General features: G+C 71.1%; 16 protein-coding genes. 12 read left to right on the plus strand and 4 right to left on the minus strand.

Going from position 1 to position 15,121, the window contains the following annotated elements; translation table 11 throughout:
- Window positions 1–4 precede the first annotated feature (4 nt).
- Entirely contained in the window at window positions 5–520 is a 516-nt protein-coding gene (locus tag KV102_RS16600) for a DinB family protein (protein ID WP_220346945.1), read from the minus strand.
- Window positions 521–608: 88 nt separating this feature from the next.
- Here KV102_RS16600 and KV102_RS16605 point away from each other — a divergent pair, with 88 nt between their 5' ends.
- The 5 genes from KV102_RS16605 to KV102_RS16625 all read left to right on the plus strand — a co-directional run bounded on the left by KV102_RS16605 (window position 609) and on the right by KV102_RS16625 (window position 5,058).
- Entirely contained in the window at window positions 609–1,451 is an 843-nt protein-coding gene (locus KV102_RS16605; RefSeq protein ID WP_220346946.1) for a GNAT family N-acetyltransferase, read from the plus strand.
- Complete coding sequence (locus KV102_RS16610) at window positions 1,451–2,023, plus strand: hypothetical protein (protein ID WP_220346947.1); 573 nt, start codon at window positions 1,451–1,453, stop codon at window positions 2,021–2,023. Before KV102_RS16605 ends, KV102_RS16610 begins: the two co-directional genes overlap by 1 nt.
- A 49-nt stretch (window positions 2,024–2,072) precedes the next feature.
- On the plus strand, window positions 2,073–2,645 hold the full coding sequence (locus KV102_RS16615; RefSeq protein WP_220341321.1) for a hypothetical protein: 573 nt from the start codon (window positions 2,073–2,075) through the stop codon (window positions 2,643–2,645).
- The gene (locus tag KV102_RS16620; protein WP_220346948.1) at window positions 2,627–3,208 is read left to right on the plus strand and encodes a hypothetical protein; all 582 of its coding nucleotides are present in this window, start codon (window positions 2,627–2,629) and stop codon (window positions 3,206–3,208) included. Before KV102_RS16615 ends, KV102_RS16620 begins: the two co-directional genes overlap by 19 nt.
- Window positions 3,209–3,288: 80 nt before the next feature.
- Window positions 3,289–5,058 carry a proline--tRNA ligase gene (locus KV102_RS16625; RefSeq protein WP_220341323.1) on the plus strand — a complete coding sequence of 590 codons (1,770 nt, stop codon included), beginning with the start codon at window positions 3,289–3,291 and terminating at the stop codon, window positions 5,056–5,058.
- Window positions 5,059–5,065: 7 nt separating this feature from the next.
- Here the strand turns inward: KV102_RS16625 and KV102_RS16630 are convergent, their stop codons facing one another.
- From KV102_RS16630 to KV102_RS16640, 3 genes are read right to left on the minus strand one after another with little or no spacing between them, the layout of a single operon-like run.
- Window positions 5,066–6,211 (minus strand): GNAT family N-acetyltransferase, encoded by a 1,146-nt coding sequence (locus KV102_RS16630; RefSeq protein WP_220346949.1) that lies wholly within the window; start codon window positions 6,209–6,211, stop codon window positions 5,066–5,068.
- 31 nt (window positions 6,212–6,242) lie between these two features.
- Entirely contained in the window at window positions 6,243–6,689 is a 447-nt protein-coding gene (locus KV102_RS16635) for a ferritin-like domain-containing protein (RefSeq protein WP_220346950.1), read from the minus strand.
- Complete coding sequence (locus KV102_RS16640; protein WP_220346951.1) at window positions 6,686–7,228, minus strand: hypothetical protein; 543 nt, start codon at window positions 7,226–7,228, stop codon at window positions 6,686–6,688. Before KV102_RS16640 ends, KV102_RS16635 begins: the two co-directional genes overlap by 4 nt.
- Window positions 7,229–7,369: 141 nt before the next feature.
- Between KV102_RS16640 and rimP the strand changes: the two genes are divergently transcribed.
- From rimP to KV102_RS16675, 7 genes are all read left to right on the plus strand, one after another.
- Window positions 7,370–7,828 carry a ribosome maturation factor RimP gene (gene rimP / locus KV102_RS16645; RefSeq protein WP_220341327.1) on the plus strand — a complete coding sequence of 153 codons (459 nt, stop codon included), beginning with the start codon at window positions 7,370–7,372 and terminating at the stop codon, window positions 7,826–7,828.
- A complete protein-coding gene (nusA, locus tag KV102_RS16650; RefSeq protein WP_220341328.1) occupies window positions 7,828–8,826 on the plus strand; it encodes a transcription termination factor NusA in 999 nt (332 codons plus the stop codon). Before rimP ends, nusA begins: the two co-directional genes overlap by 1 nt.
- Before the next feature lie 129 nt (window positions 8,827–8,955).
- A complete protein-coding gene (locus KV102_RS16655; protein WP_301021448.1) occupies window positions 8,956–9,255 on the plus strand; it encodes a YlxR family protein in 300 nt (99 codons plus the stop codon).
- Between the two features lie 112 nt (window positions 9,256–9,367).
- Window positions 9,368–12,328 (plus strand): translation initiation factor IF-2, encoded by a 2,961-nt coding sequence (infB, locus tag KV102_RS16660; RefSeq protein ID WP_220346952.1) that lies wholly within the window; start codon window positions 9,368–9,370, stop codon window positions 12,326–12,328.
- A gap of 78 nt (window positions 12,329–12,406) precedes the next feature.
- Entirely contained in the window at window positions 12,407–12,889 is a 483-nt protein-coding gene (gene rbfA / locus KV102_RS16665; protein WP_220341330.1) for a 30S ribosome-binding factor RbfA, read from the plus strand.
- Complete coding sequence (gene truB, locus KV102_RS16670) at window positions 12,886–13,776, plus strand: tRNA pseudouridine(55) synthase TruB (RefSeq protein ID WP_220346953.1); 891 nt, start codon at window positions 12,886–12,888, stop codon at window positions 13,774–13,776. The genes rbfA and truB overlap by 4 nt, the downstream gene beginning before the upstream one ends.
- Before the next feature lie 50 nt (window positions 13,777–13,826).
- Window positions 13,827–15,062 carry a phosphatidylserine/phosphatidylglycerophosphate/cardiolipin synthase family protein gene (locus tag KV102_RS16675; RefSeq protein WP_220346954.1) on the plus strand — a complete coding sequence of 412 codons (1,236 nt, stop codon included), beginning with the start codon at window positions 13,827–13,829 and terminating at the stop codon, window positions 15,060–15,062.
- Window positions 15,063–15,121 lie beyond the last annotated feature (59 nt).

Here is a 15,121-nt window from a genome sequence, read left to right on the forward strand (position 1 = left end):
TCGCCTACTCGCCGAGGCCGCCGCCGGCCAGCTCGACGACGATGTCGAGGTGGCCGACGTGCCTCGCGTACTCCTGCACGAGGTGGAGCAGGATCCAGGCAAGGTTGGGCGGGTCGGCCTCGAAGCGTCCACCCATCACGGCCAGATCGTTCAGCGACGCGGCGCCGGTGATGGCCCGGGAGCGTTCGACCTGCTCCTCGAAGCGTGCGCGCAGCACCTCGTACGTCTCGTCGTCGGCGACGAACCATGCGTCCGACCCAGGTCGCTCGTCGCCCCACGGGTCTGCGACCTGCTCGCCGAGGAAGCCCCACTGGAGCCACCGGCGCTCGACGTGGCGCAGGTGCTTGAGCAGACCCAGCGGCGTCCACCCCGAGGGCAGGCGGCTGCGGGAGCGCTCGGCGTCGGAGAGGGAGGCGAGCTTGCGCAGCAGCGCGTCGCGCTGGTGGTCGAGCTGTCCCTCGGCGATGGCCTGGGGATCGCGGAGAGAGGTGGCGGGCTCCCCGAGCGGTGCGGTCGTCATGCCGCGCACCCTACGCCGCGACGGCGAGACATGGTCGTGGGCGACCGCGCCAGATAGGCTCGTCCCACCGACGGCGTGAGGAGGCCCGGTGCTGAGCACGGCTGAGGGTGTCCGCGTCCTGCGCGAGGGAGACATCCCCGCGCTGCAGGAGCTGATCGACCGCGACGCGATCGTCAACCTCTTCGTCGACCACCGCACCAGCAGCACGCGGCTGTCTCCCCGCTGGCTGGGCGGAGAGATGTGGGGCTACTTCGAGGGCGACACCCTCGTGTCCGCGTGTCACGTGGCCGCCAACTTCGTCCCGGTCGAGGCGACGCCGCACGCGGTGGAGGCGTTCGCCGAGCGTGCGCGCACGACGGGGCGGCTGTCGTCGTCGATCGTCGGACCTCGCTCCGCGGCCCTCGGCCTGTGGGAGCGCCTGGAGGGGTCGTGGGGACCTGCTCGCTCGCTCCGCCTCGACCAGCCGTTCCTCCAGATCGCCGGGCCGCCGCTCGTGGCTCCTGACTGGCGCGTCCGCCCGGTGCTCATCGACGAGGTCGACATCCTCTATCCCGCGAGCGTCGCGATGTTCGAGGAGGAGGTCGGCGAGAGCCCGGAGCTCCCCGGCCGCAACAGCTATCGTGCTCGGGTCACCCAGCTGGTCGCGCGCGGCTGGGCGTACGCGATCATTCAGGACGGCCAGGTGCTGTTCAAGGCGGAGGTCGGCTCGGCCTCGGCCAAGGGCTGCCAGATCCAAGGCGTCTACGTGGCTCCCGAGCACCGGGGGAGCGGGCTCGGGACGGCGGGGATGGCGGCGGTCGTCGAGCGCGCCCGCCGCGAGATCGCACCGGTCGTCTCGCTCTACGTCAACGACTACAACGTCGCCGCGCGACGGGTCTACGAGAGGGTCGGGTTCGTGCAGACTGAGACGTTCGCGTCGGTGCTGTTCTGATGAGGCGCCTCGCTCCGGTCGGCGCCGCGGTGGCGCTCGTCCTCGCCACCGGTCTCCTCGCGTCGCCTGCCGATGCGGCGGCGCGCACGGTCCGCGACCAACGTGGTGACGCGCTCTCGGCCGTCGACATCACGTCGCTACGGGTCCGCAACGCCGAGCACCGGGTGCGTGTCACGATCCGCGTCCCGCGTCTGGAACGCCGCCGCGTCGGGGGCGTCACGGTGTTCCTCGGGCGCAAGGTCGCGGGCCGCCCCGAGTACGCCGCGTCGAAGGTACGCCGCGCCGGGGGTTGGAAGACCACCTGGCAGCAGCTGGATGCGAGCCGCCTGCGCTGCTCCGGGATGCGCTTCAGGATCCGCCCCCGGAGCGTGGTGCTGTCGGTGCCGCAACGCTGTCTGGGCGACAACCGCGCCGCCGTGCGGGTGCAGGTCGCGGTCTTCACGCGTGCCTACCTCCACGGCAACGTGCCCGAGGAGGTCCTGATCGATCCGAAACCAGGCCCCCGGCTGCCGATCGACGGTGTCCCGAAGGCCCGTGGCGCACGGATGACGCCCTGGGCCGCTTACCGCTAGGCTTCGGCGACCCCGATTGGCGGGGTCACCTTTCGCAGGAGCACACCCCATGATCCGTACGATCCGTACCCTCGTCGTCGGCGCGGCCGCAGCGGGCCTCGTCCTCGCGACGACCGCTTCCCCCGCGGCAGCCAAGACCCGCACCTTCAGCGACCCGCGCGGTGACGCCGTCGCCGCGCTCGACGTCACCAAGATCAAGGTGACCAACAAGAAGCACGCCGTCGTCGTCCGGATGACCGTGCCCGGCTTCAAGAAGTCGAAGCTCGGCGGGGTCCTTGTCGGCCTCCGCACGAAGGCCAAGGGCCGCCCGGACTTCGCCTCGATGAAGATTCGGATCGAGGGCGCCGGGTGGATGCCGCTGATGTTTTCCGGTGAATCCGACGAGGACTTCGTCTCCTGCAAGGGTGACCGGATCAGCTTCGGCAAGCGTTCCGTGACGGTCCGCATCCCTCAGCGCTGCCTGGAGCGCAACAAGCGCGCCGTCCGCGTGTCGGTCGCTCTGATCGGCCGCGACGACGCCTCGGAGATGGAGGAGATGCCCGAGCCCGGTCCCGATGCCGTCGTGGACGCGTACCCCAGCCTGACGAGCACCAAGATGTCGCCGTGGGTCCGCTACCGCTGATCCGCACCTGTCGGCTGCTGGTGACGGGTACGGCGGCTGCTCTCGTCGTCTCGGCGGCCGCCTCGCCGGCGGCCGCCGAGACGCGGGTCCTCACCGATCCGCGCCACGACGCCGCCGCCGCGCTCGACCTCACGAAGGTCACCGTCGCCAACACCAAGCGCGCCGTCGTCATCCGCATCACCGTGCCCCGGTTGCGACGCTCCAAGCTCGCGGCGATCTCGGTCGTCGTCCGGACCAGGGCTGCGGGGCGTCCCGAGTTCGTCTCCCTCAGGACGCGGGGCGTCGCGCGGTGGGACCGTGCCGTCCTGACCGACGACACCGGGGCGACCGTGCGGTGCTCGGGCGACCGTGTTCGGATCGGCAAGCGCTCGGTGACCGTCCGCCTCCCGCAGCGGTGTCTCGGTGGCAACCGCCGCGCGGTGCGCGTGGGGGTGGCGCTCGTCGGCACCGACCTCAAGGGCGTGGGCCCGCTCGAGGTCGACGACCCGGGTCCCCGCACGGCGATCGACGTCTTCCCGAGGCTCGACTCCGACCGGCTCTCCCGGTGGGTGCGCTACCGCTGAGCCGCGCGGTGCCCGGCCGTTAGGCTGGGCACCGCACCGTCTCGACCAGAGACTGCCATCCCGAAACCAGGAGTACGCCCGTGGTCACCCGCATGTCTCGTCTCTTCCTCCGCACGCTTCGCGAGGACCCGGCGGACGCGGAGGTGCCGTCGCACCGGCTCCTGGTCCGCGCCGGCTACGTCCGCCGCGCGGCCCCTGGCATCTACTCCTGGTTGCCTCTCGGCCTGAAGGTCCTGCGCAAGATCGAGGGGATCGTGCGCGAGGAGATGGACCGCATGGGTGCGCAGGAGGTGTCGTTCCCCGCGCTGCTCCCCAAGGAGCCGTACGAGGCGTCGGGTCGCTGGGGGGAGTACGGCGAGAACCTGTTCCGGCTCAAGGACCGCCGTGACGTCGACATGCTCCTCGGTCCCACCCACGAGGAGATGTTCACCCTCCTCGTCAAGGACCTCTACTCGTCCTACAAGGACCTCCCGCTCTCGATCTACCAGATCCAGACGAAGTACCGCGACGAGGCGCGTCCGCGCGCCGGCCTGCTGCGCGGACGCGAGTTCATCATGAAGGACTCCTACTCCTTCGACGTCCACGACGACGGCCTGGCCCGGTCGTACGAGGCTCACCGCGAGGCCTACATCCGGATCTTCGACCGGCTCGGCCTCGACTACGTCGTGGTGCAGGCGATGTCGGGCGCCATGGGCGGATCCGCGAGCGAGGAGTTCCTCGCCACCGCCGTCAACGGCGAGGACACCTACGTCCGCTCGCCCGGCGGCTACGCCGCCAACGTCGAGGCCGTGAGGACGGTGGCTCCCGAGCCTCTGGACGACGAGGCGATCGCCGCCCTGCCTCCCGCCCACGTCGAGGACACCCCTGACACGCCGACGATCGAGACCCTGGTCGACGTGGCCAACGAGCGATTCCCGCGCGCGGACCGTCCCTGGACGGCCGCCGACACCCTCAAGAACGTCGTGCTCTGGGTCCGCCAGCCCGACGGGACGCGCGAGGTGCTGGTCGTCGGGGTGCCCGGCGACCGCGACGTCGACGTCAAGCGACTCGAGGCGCAGCTCGCTCCGGGGGAGATCGACCCGTTCGAGGATGCCGACTTCGCCAAGCACCCCGCGCTCGTGCGCGGTTACATCGGCCCCGAGGCGCTGGGGGAGGAGTCGGAGTCCGGCATCCGCTACCTGACCGACCCCCGTGTCGTGCGCGGGTCGGCCTGGCTCACCGGGGCCAACCAGCCCGGCAAGCACGTCTTCGACCTCGTCTGCGGACGCGACTTCACCCCGGACGGCGTCATCGAGGCCGCCGCGGTGCGCCCCGGTGACCCCGCCCCCGACGGGTCAGGACCGCTCGAGCTCGCGCGCGGTATCGAGATGGGTCACATCTTCCAGCTCGGACGCAAGTACGCCGACGCGCTCGGCCTGAAGGTCCTGGACGAGAACGGCAAGCTCGTCACGGTGACGATGGGGTCGTACGGCATCGGCGTCTCGCGTGCCGTCGCGGCCATCGTCGAGAACAGCCACGACGAGGCCGGCATCGTCTGGCCCGCCGCGGTGTCGCCGTACGACGTCCACCTGGTCGCCACGGGCAAGGACGCGGCGGTCTTCGACGCGGCGGCAGCGCTGGCCGACGAGCTGGAGGCCGCTGGTGTCGAGGTCCTCTACGACGACCGTGCCAAGGTGTCGCCCGGCGTGAAGTTCAAGGACGCCGAGCTGATCGGTGTCCCGACCATCGTCGTCGTCGGCCGGGGACTCGCCGAGGGCGTCGTCGAGGTGAAGGACCGCAAGACCGGCGTGCGTGAGAACGTCCCGCTCGACGACGTGGCGGCGTTCCTGCGCGAGCGCACGTCGCGGTGAGCGTCGGCTAGATCCCGAGGAGAGGGTTGACGCGCTCGAGGACGAGCATGTCGGCGATGGTGCCGTCGCGGCGTACGGTGCCGGCCCGCTCGGCGCCGGCCATCTCGAAGCCGCACGCCCGTGCGACGTCGAGCGAGTCGCGGTTGCCCTCGTCGATGCGCACGTAGGCTCGCAGCGCCCCGAGCCCGCCGCGGTCGCGCGGCGTGAACGCGTGGTCGACGACCAGGTCGACGGCCTCGCGGGCATAGCCCTTGCCGCGCTCGTCGGCGAGCAGCCAGTAGCCGATCTCGGCACCGGTGTCGCTGCGGTGGGGGACGCCGACGGCGCCCAGCAGGTCGTCGGTCACGGAGTCGACGAGGGCCCACGAGAACGCGGCGCCGTTGGCCGCGGCGTCGAGGGTCGTCGCCCGGAAGGCCGCGGCGTCGGGCAGACCGTACGGCGAGGGGAAGGACGGCATCCACTGCTGGACGGAGGCATCGTTGCCGCCCTCGACCAGCCGGTCGTCGTCGGCGGGCTCGAAAGGGCGCGCACAGATGCGGTCGCCACGCAGCGTCGGCAGGTCCCACCAGAGGGTCGAGGCCTCGCGCACGTCGTCGCGGTGGAGGGTCGCGACCCATCCGTCGCGGTACTCGCCGCGCTCGGGCAGCCACCGGTGCACGGTGCCCCCGAAGGTGAAGCCGCATCGCCACACCACCTTGCGCGACGCCCAGTTGCCCTGGTCGGCCCACCAGATGACGGTGTGCAGCCCGAGCGTCTCGAACCCGTATCCCAGGAGCAGCTGCAGCGCTGACGTCGTGACCCCGTCTCCGCGGACGGCGGGATGGGCGACGAAGCCGATGTCCGCGCGTCCGGCGCCGACGTCGCGGAGCGAGACGGTGCCGGCGTAACGCGGGCTGCCATGCGCGTCCGTGACCTCGACCGCGAACGCGTGCTCGGCGCCCGAGCCCCACCCCTCGGGCACCATCTCGGTGACGAAGCCGGTGCCCATCGCGGTGTCGTAGCCGAGAGGAATGGTCGTCCACCGCAACGTCTCGGGGTCGCGGCACTGCTCGACGACGGCGGCGACGTCGTCGAGCCGGTGGGGGCGCAGCGTGACGCGTCCGTCGGTGAGGACCGGGACGCCGTCAGGGAAGCGGAGGGGAGCGAACGGCATGCCTGAAGTCTGGCATGGCGAGTGCGACGGATCAGTCGATCCCGGGCAGGGCGGCGGGCTTCCCGCCCCACGCGAGCAGCGCGGTGGCCGACTCGTCGACCGCAGCGCAGGCGTAGGCGCGGCGCTCGCCCTCGGTCACACCGACGACCGCCAGCCAGCTCCGTACGAGTCCGGACTCCACCTGCTGCGCGAGCCGACGTGCGTCGGACGCCGTGGCGACCTGGCCGGTGGCGTACGCGGGTTCGGGGTCGACCGGGGCCTGCTTGTCCTGTGCGAGCCAGGCCCGCAGGTCGTCGCGACGCTTGCGGTGGAGCGCGAACGCGCCTGCTGCCTGGCGCTGGACCGGTGACCGTGCCTCCAGACGACCGGCGACCAGGCCATAGGAGTAGACCGCCGCATGCTCACCCGCGAGCGCATTCTGCAGGGCGTCGGTGGGATCGGTCTCGAACCCCGCGGGATCCTCGTCGGTCGCCCTCATGTCCCGCTCCTGGTGGTCCGCAGGATGACCGCGTCCTGGCCGTCCCCGGCCGCGACCGACGCGAGCAGCCGTGCGACGCCCGGGTCGCTCGCGCGCACGCAGTCGGCCACATGGTCCCGCTGGGCGGTCTGGCTCACCGTCACCAGAGCACGGAGGGCGGCCGCCGGGCGCGCCGGGACCGCTGCAGTCGCCGTCGGTGGTGACGCCTCAGGGGCGGGGGAGGGGGCGCCGCCGGTCCCGAGGGCCTCCTCCAGAGCGGTGACGCGCTCCTGGGCGCGCGCCGCGACCGGCGCCAGCGAGGGCGCCAGGCCGGCGTGCCTCTGTGCCGTCGCCTGGACGGCAGCGACGACGGCGGACTCGCGGGCGTACGCGCCGGAGAGCAGATCGTGGTCCGGATGCTCCTGCGGCGAGGGCGTCTCGGGCTCGCGGTCCAGCCACGAGCAGCCGGGCACGGCGGCCAACGCGACCAGCCCGGTCCCCCCGAGCAGCAGTCGACGCCGTCCGACCCCAGGACGTGGCGGTGGCGATCCGAGACTCACACCGGTGAACCTATCGGAGTAGAGGTGTGCCGGGGTCGCCCGCCGCCGCGCCACCGGGGCGACCGCCTAGACTTGGAAGCGATCGTCACAGCGGCACCCGCGACACCATCCTCGCGGCACAACAGAAGACGGAGGCGTGCCATGGCTACGACACCGGTCCCCGACAGCCTCCAGGAGCTGCTGGAGCAGATCGTCACCTCCCACGGGATGGATCTCGACGCCGTCGAGCTGACCAACGGGCGCATTCTGCGCGTGGTGCTCGACGCCGAGGGCGGACTCACTCTCGACGACATCGCCGAGGTCACGCGAGCGGTCTCCAGCGCCCTGGACGCAGCCGACCCCCTCGGAGACGACCCCTACACGCTCGAGGTCGGCTCCCGTGGGACGAGCCGGCCGCTGACGCTTCCGCGGCACTGGTCGCGCAACGTCGGCCGGCTCGTGAAGATCACCCCCCTCGAAGGCCCCACGTTCGTCGGTCGCCTCCTGTCCTCCGACGATGCGGGAGCAGTCGTCCGCACCGAGACTGGAAGCCGGGACGTTGCGTACTCGGACGTGAAGAAGGCCAAGATCGAGCCCGAGCTCAATCGGAAGGACGTCTGATGGACATCGACATGGCGGTGCTGCGCACCCTGGAGCACGAGAAGGACCTGCCGCTGGACGTCGTGGTGACGGCCATCGAGCAGGCGCTCCTGGTCGCGTACCACCGGACGCCCGGTGCCCGCAGCAACGCCCGCGTGGAGCTCGACCGCAAGTCGGGCCACGTCGTGGTCTGGGCTCGCGACCGCGTCGAGGGCGACGAGGGCAGCACGTTCACCGAGGAGTTCGAGGACACCCCGAGCGACTTCGGCCGGATCGCGGCCACGACGGCCAAGCAGATCATCCTTCAGCGGCTGCGCGATGCCGAGGACGAGCAGCGGTTCGGCGAGTTCGCCGCGCGCGAGGGCGACATCGTCTCGGGCGTGGTCCAGCAGGGGCGCGAGCCCGGCGACGTGCTCGTCGACCTCGGACGCGTCGAGGCGCTGCTCCCGGTCGCCGAGCGGGTGCCGGGGGAGTCCTACGAGCACGGCGACCGCATCAAGGCGCTGGTGACGAGCGTTCGGCGAGGACCTCGCGGCCCGCAGGTGCAGGTTTCGCGCACGCACCCGACCCTTGTCAAGAAGCTCTTCGCCCTCGAGGTGCCCGAGATCGCCGACGGCACCGTCGAGATCGCCGGGATCGCCCGCGAGGCCGGCCACCGGACCAAGATCGCCGTCCGCTCCACGATGCCCGGCGTCAACGCCAAGGGCGCCTCCATCGGCCCGATGGGCCAGCGCGTCCGCAACGTGATGTCGGAGCTGCACGGCGAGAAGATCGACATCGTCGACTTCTCCGAGACTCCCACCGACTACATCGCCCACGCGCTGTCGCCCGCCCAGGTGACATCGGTCACGGTCGTCGACGCCGACGCCAAGGCGGCGCGGGTCGTCGTTCCCGACTTCCAGCTGTCGCTGGCGATCGGCAAGGAGGGCCAGAACGCCCGGCTTGCCGCGCGGCTGACCGGCTGGCGCATCGACATCCGTCCGGACACCGAGGTTCCGGAAGGCGGCACGGCGTCCTGACGCGGCCAGGGCCTGCCGGGACGGGGTGCGCGACACTCCCGGGGCGGACCCGCTAGACTGGCGGCGGTGAATCACTCGACTCCGTCCGGCGGTGTGTCGCAAGATGCAGCGACGGGCACCCCGGTACGCGTGCGGCCTGTCCGTACTTGCATCGGGTGCCGAGCTCGAGTCGACAAGACCGATCTGGTTCGGGTCGTGGCTGTTCACGGTGAGACGAGCATCAGCGTCACGCCTGACCTCCGCGGTTCAGCACCGGGACGTGGGGCGCACCTGCACCCCGATGTCACGTGCCTCGAACGAGCAACCCAGCGCAAGGCGTTCGCGCGGGCCCTCCGGGTGGAGGGGCCGATCGACACCGGTCCGCTGGAGGCCTACGTCCGAGGAACGACCAGACCGACACAGCCCGCACCGCTCACCGGCGGTGCATAGACAGAAGTGGAGCACACGCTCATGAGCCCTCGATGAGTTCCGTTCGATGAGCATGCACATCAACTAAGCGGTCTGTGCCCCACCGGGCTCGGATCGCCCTTGAAGGAGAGAAGTGGCAAAGGTCCGAGTCCATGAGCTCGCTAAAGAGCTCGGAGTCACCAGCAAGGACGTCCTGTCGGCACTGAACGACATGGGCGAGTACGTCCGTTCAGCCTCGTCGACCGTCGAGGCACCGGTCATCCGTCGCCTCACCGAGAAGTACGGCGACCAGTTCCGCACCCAGGGTGCGAAGAAGACTTCCAAGAAGGCCGCGCCGACGGCCGACGCCGGCTCGGCCGCTCCCGCGGCCACCCCTGCCCCGCGACGGGCAGCAACGCCCGGTGCACCCATGCCAGGTCCGCGCAGGAAGCCCGAGGCTCCCGCAGCCGAGGCTCCCGTGGTGGAGACGCCCGCCGCAGCTGCGCCGGCCGCTCCCGCAGCACCCGAGGCGCCGGCGGCCCCCGCCGCGCCGCAGGCACCTGCGGCTCCCGCCGGTCCCAAGCCCGGTGGTCCGCGTCCTGCCCCGCGTCCCGCACCCCGCGCCGAGGCTCCGGCCGCGCGTTCCGAGGCCCCGCGCCCCGGTGGCGCTCCGGCCCCGCGCCCGGGTGGCGGCGGTCGTCCCGGTCCGCGTCCTGGCGGCAACGCCGGTGGTGCCGGTCGACCCGGTGGTGGCCCGCGTCCGGGCAACAACCCGTTCTCGTCGACCCAGGGCATGCAGCGCCCGGGTCGTGGCGAGGGTGGCGGCGGCGGTGCCACTGGTGGCACCCGCGAGGGTGCGCCGCGCGAGGGCCAGCGTGAAGGCGCCCCGCGTCCTGGCATGCCCCCCCGTCCGCCGGCCTCGCGCGACGGTGCTCCCGCGCCGCGTCCGGGCATGCCGCGCCCCAACCCGGCGATGATGCCCAAGCAGAGCTCGGTCGGCGGTCCCGCACGTGGTGGTGGTGCGGGCGGTCGTGGCCGTGGTGCTCCGGCGGGTGCCGGTCGCCCCGGTGGCGGCGGCGGTCGTCCCGGTGGACCCGGTGGCGGCGCAGGCGGCGGCGGCGGCCCTCGTCCCGGCGGCTTCGCCGGTGGCGGCGGACGTCCGGGCCCCGGTCGCGCTGGTCGCGGTGGCACTCAGGGTGCGTTCGGTCGCGCGGGTGGACCCGTTCGTCGTGGACGCAAGAGCAAGCGCGCGAAGCGTCAGGAATTCGACCAGATGCAGGCGCCGTCGGTCGGGGGTGTCCGCGTCCGCAAGGGTGACGGGCAGACCATCCGTCTGTCCCGTGGCGCGTCGCTGACCGACTTCGCCGAGAAGATCGGCGCTGACGCGGCGTCGCTCGTCCAGGTGCTGTTCGCGCTCGGCGAGATGGTCACCGCGACGCAGTCGGTCAACGACGAGATCCTGCAGATCCTCGGCGATGAGCTGAACTACGACGTTCAGGTCGTCTCCCCCGAGGACGAGGACCGCGAGCTGCTCGAGTCGTTCCAGATCGAGTTCGGCAACGACGAGGGTGACGAGACCGACCTCACCGCGCGTCCGCCGGTGGTTACTGTCATGGGTCACGTCGACCACGGCAAGACCAAGCTGCTCGACGCCATCCGCTCGGCCAACGTGGTCGACAAGGAGGCCGGCGGCATCACGCAGCACATCGGCGCCTACCAGGTGGCGACCGAGGTGGACGGCACAGAGCGCCGCATCACCTTCATCGACACACCGGGCCACGAGGCGTTCACCGCCATGCGTGCCCGTGGTGCGCAGGCGACCGACATCGCGGTGCTGGTGGTCGCGGCCGACGACGGCGTCATGCCGCAGACGGTCGAGGCGCTCAACCACGCGAAGGCGGCCGGCGTGCCGATCGTGGTCGCGGTCAACAAGATCGACAAGCCCGACTCCGACCCGACCAAGGTGCGCGGACAGCTCACCGAGTACGGCCTGGTGCCCGAGGAGTACGGCGGCGACACGATGTTCGTCGACGTCTCCGCGAAGTCGCAGCTCAACATCGAGGGTCTGCTCGAGTCCATCGTGCTGACCGCTGACGCGTCGCTCGACCTGCGTGCCAACCCGCACCAGGCAGCAGAGGGCATCGCGATCGAGGCACACCTCGACCGTGGTCGTGGCCCGGTGGCCACCGTCCTGGTCCAGCGCGGCACGCTCAAGGTGGGCGACTCGATGGTCGCCGGCCCCGCCTACGGCCGCGTCCGCGCCATGCTCGACGAGCACGGCGACCCGGTCAGCCAGGCGGACCCGTCTCGTCCGGTCCTCGTGCTCGGCCTGACGGCCGTGCCGGGTGCCGGTGACAACTTCATGGTCGTCTCCGACGACCGGATGGCCCGGCAGATCGCCGAGAAGCGTGAGGCGCGTGAGCGCAACGCCGCTCTCGCGCAGCGTGCCGGCCGCCGGACGCTCGAGGACTTCATGCAGCACATGGAGAAGGGCGAGACCGACGAGCTGCTCCTCATCCTCAAGGGTGATGGTTCCGGCTCGGTGGAGGCGCTCGAGGATGCCCTGAGCAAGATCGACGTCGGTGACGACGTGGCGCTGCGGGTCATCGACCGTGGTGTCGGTGCGATCACCGAGACCAACGTGATGCTGGCGGCCGCGTCCAACGCCGTGATCATCGGCTTCAACGTGCGTCCGCAGGGCAAGGCGACCGAGGTCGCCGACCGCGAGGGTGTCGACATCCGCTACTACTCGGTCATCTACCAGGCGATCGACGAGATCGAGGCGGCGCTCAAGGGCATGCTCAAGCCCGAGTTCGAGGAGGCCCAGCTCGGCCGTGCGGAGATCCGCCAGATCTTCCGCTCGTCCAAGATCGGCAACATCGCGGGCTGCATGGTCACCTCCGGCTCGATCCGCAGGAACTCCAAGGCCCGGCTGCTGCGTGACGGCGCCGTGGTCGCGGACAACCTGGACCTCTCCAGCCTGCGGCGTGAGCGCGACGACGTCACCGAGGTCCGTGAGGGCTTCGAGTGTGGTCTGACGCTCAAGGGATTCAACGACATCAAGATCGGCGACATCGTCGAGACGTTCGAGATGCGGGAGATCCCTCGGGCCTGACGCCTGACGGTCATGACTGAACGAGGCGGGGTGCTGCGACAGCGGCGCCCCGCCTCTCGTTTCGAAAAGGAGTTCGTGATGGGAAGCATGCGCGTCAACAAGGTCGCCGACCGGGTGAAGGTCATCGTGGCGGAGATGCTGGAGCGCCGGGTCAAGGATCCGCGGATCGGCTTCGTGACGGTCACCGACGTCCGCGTCACCGGCGACACCCAGCATGCGACCGTGTTCTACACGGTGATGGGTGACGCCGATGAGCTGGAGGGCACGGCCGCCGCGCTGGAGAGTGCCAAGGGCCTCATCCGGTCCGAGGTGGGCAAGCAGCTCGGCATGCGGCACACGCCGTCGCTGGAGTTCGTGCGCGACGCCGTCCCGGAGAACGCACGTCAGATCGAGGACCTGCTGACCCGGGCCCGCGAGCGCGACGCCAGGGTCGCCGAGAAGGCTGCTCGCGCGGAGTACGCCGGTGACGCCGACCCGTACAAGGCGAAGGCCGAGGAGCTCGAGGAGCAGGTCGCCCTCGAGGATCAGGCTCCCCGGATCGACCGCGACCCCGAGGCGTGAGCCCCGCCGAGCCGCCGACCGGCCTGGTGGTCGTCGACAAGCCCGCGGGCCTGACGTCGCACGACGTGGTGGCACGGGTCCGGCGGCTGGCGGGGACGCGCAAGGTCGGCCACGCCGGCACGCTCGACCCGATGGCGACCGGCGTGCTGGTCCTCGGGGTCGGTCGGGCCACGCGTCTGCTCGGGCACGTCTCGGGCCACGACAAGGAGTACGAGGCGACCGTTCGGCTCGGCGCGACGACGGTGACCGACGACGCCGAGGGTGAGGTCGTCGCGACGGCCGACGCCTCGGGGCTCGACCTCGAGGCGGTCCGTACGGCCGCACTCCCGCTGGTCGGGGAGATCGACCAGGTCCCGTCGGCTGTGTCGGCGATCAAGGTCGACGGCCGCCGGGCCTACGCGAGGGTCCGCGCCGGTGAGGAGGTGGACCTGCCGGCCCGCCGGGTGACCGTCGAGCGGTTCGACCTGCTCGACCTGCGCCCGGGGGAGGGGAGCACGGTCGACGTCGATGCCCGCGTCACGTGCTCGAGCGGCACCTATGTCCGAGCGCTTGCTCGCGACCTGGGGGCGTCGCTCGGTGTCGGCGGACATCTCACGGCGCTGCGCCGTACCCGCGTCGGCGGCTTCGGCATCGACGTCGCGCGCACGCTCGACCAACTCGCGGAGGAGCTCGGGGTGGTCTCGCTCGAGGACGCCGCCCGGTTGGCGTTCCCGTCGGTCGACCTCGACGCCGAGCAGGCACGGATCGTCCGGCACGGCCGGGCTCTGACGTCGTACGATCTCGGCGCGCGGGGGCCCGTCGCGGTGTTCGACCCTGGTGGTGCTTTCCTGGCGTTGTACGAGCAGCGGGGGGCCGACGCTCGTTCGGTCGCGGTGTTCGTGGGCTGATACGAGCAGTGAGACGTCGTGCACGGCGGTGAGCCCCTAGTCTGTGGTGCATGGTGACGGTCCTGCGGGTCGCACTCTGGGTGGTGGCGATCTGGTTCGTCCTGATCGTCATGGTGGCAGCCGTCCTGACGGCGATCGACACCCACCGCAAGCGCCGGGTCGACGACACCGCGGAGGTGACGTTCCCGCGCCTTCCTCCGATCTCGGAGAAGCTCGGCGACTCCACCGTCACCGTCTACACCTACGGCCACGACCTCTTCGACGCGATGCTTGCGGAGATCAGGGGCGCGCAGCACGAGATCCACCTCGAGTCCTACATCTGGAAGGGCGACTCCCTCGGCGAGGAGTTCAAGCGCGAGCTGGTCGCCGCCGCGGAGCGCGGCGTCAAGGTCCATGTCATCTACGACGTCTTCGCGAACCTGGTGGTCAAGCGGTCGTTCAAGAAGTTCCCACCGTCGGTGCAGGTGATGCGGCACCCGTGGTTCAGCCCGTGGATCTTCCTGCTGCGGATCCGCAAGACCGGGCGTGACCACCGCAAGATCCTGGTCGTGGACCGCAAGGTCGGGTTCGTCGGGGGCTACAACATCGGCGCAGACTACGCGAGCAAGTGGCGCGACACCCACCTGCGGGTCGAGGGTCCTCACACCTGGGAGCTCAACAACGCGTTCGTCGACTTCTGGAACGCCCACCGCAGGACCGAGCAGCCAGAGCTGTTGGACACCGGTGACATCGACTGGGAGCCGCGGTTCCGCGCGCACCGCAACGTCCCGCTCCACCTGTCGTTCCCGATCCGCAACATGTACCTCGACGCCATCGACCGTTCGAGCGTCCGGGTCTGGATCACCCAGGCCTACTTCATCCCCGACCGCGACGTCCTCGCCGCGCTGCTGCGAGCAGCCGCACGCGGCGTCGACGTCCGCGTGATCGTGCCGGAGATCTCCAACCACGTGCTGTGCGACTGGCTGTCGCGCGGGTTCTACTCCCAGCTGCTGCGTGGTGGGGTCAAGATCCTCCTGTTCCAGGGTGCGATGGTGCACGCCAAGACCGCCACCGTGGACGGTCGCTGGTCGACGATCGGCACCGCCAACATCGACCGGCTCAGCCTGACCGGCAACTACGAGGTCAACGCGGAGATCATCGACGAGGCGATCGCGGCGATGATGGAGCGCATCTTCGAGAACGACACCTCCGCCACGCGCGAGCTCACCGTCGACGAGTGGTCTCGCCGGCGCGCGATGGCGCGCTTCAGCGAAGCCGTCCTCGTGCCGCTCCGCCCGCTGCTCTAGCCGTCTCACCCCGAATCCGGACGGAAGGCGGCTCGGCCGGGGGGACAGGCGGGAGCCTC

This window comes from Mumia sp. zg.B53 (assembly GCF_019550935.1).
Lineage (GTDB): Bacteria > Actinomycetota > Actinomycetes > Propionibacteriales > Nocardioidaceae > Mumia.

What these genes read in the sequence shown, in the direction of transcription:
- KV102_RS16615 (WP_220341321.1), top strand. Translation starts at nt 2,073, where the DNA reads ATGATCCGTACGATCCGTACCCTCGTCGTCGGCGCGGCCGCAGCGGGC.
- nusA (WP_220341328.1), top strand. Translation starts at nt 7,828, where the DNA reads ATGGACATCGACATGGCGGTGCTGCGCACCCTGGAGCACGAGAAGGAC.
- KV102_RS16610 (WP_220346947.1), top strand. Translation starts at nt 1,451, where the DNA reads ATGAGGCGCCTCGCTCCGGTCGGCGCCGCGGTGGCGCTCGTCCTCGCC.
- rbfA (WP_220341330.1), top strand. Translation starts at nt 12,407, where the DNA reads ATGGGAAGCATGCGCGTCAACAAGGTCGCCGACCGGGTGAAGGTCATC.
- KV102_RS16675 (WP_220346954.1), top strand. Translation starts at nt 13,827, where the DNA reads ATGGTGACGGTCCTGCGGGTCGCACTCTGGGTGGTGGCGATCTGGTTC.
- KV102_RS16600 (WP_220346945.1), bottom strand. Translation starts at nt 520, where the DNA reads ATGACGACCGCACCGCTCGGGGAGCCCGCCACCTCTCTCCGCGATCCC.
- KV102_RS16630 (WP_220346949.1), bottom strand. Translation starts at nt 6,211, where the DNA reads ATGCCGTTCGCTCCCCTCCGCTTCCCTGACGGCGTCCCGGTCCTCACC.
- KV102_RS16635 (WP_220346950.1), bottom strand. Translation starts at nt 6,689, where the DNA reads ATGAGGGCGACCGACGAGGATCCCGCGGGGTTCGAGACCGATCCCACC.
- rimP (WP_220341327.1), top strand. Translation starts at nt 7,370, where the DNA reads ATGGCTACGACACCGGTCCCCGACAGCCTCCAGGAGCTGCTGGAGCAG.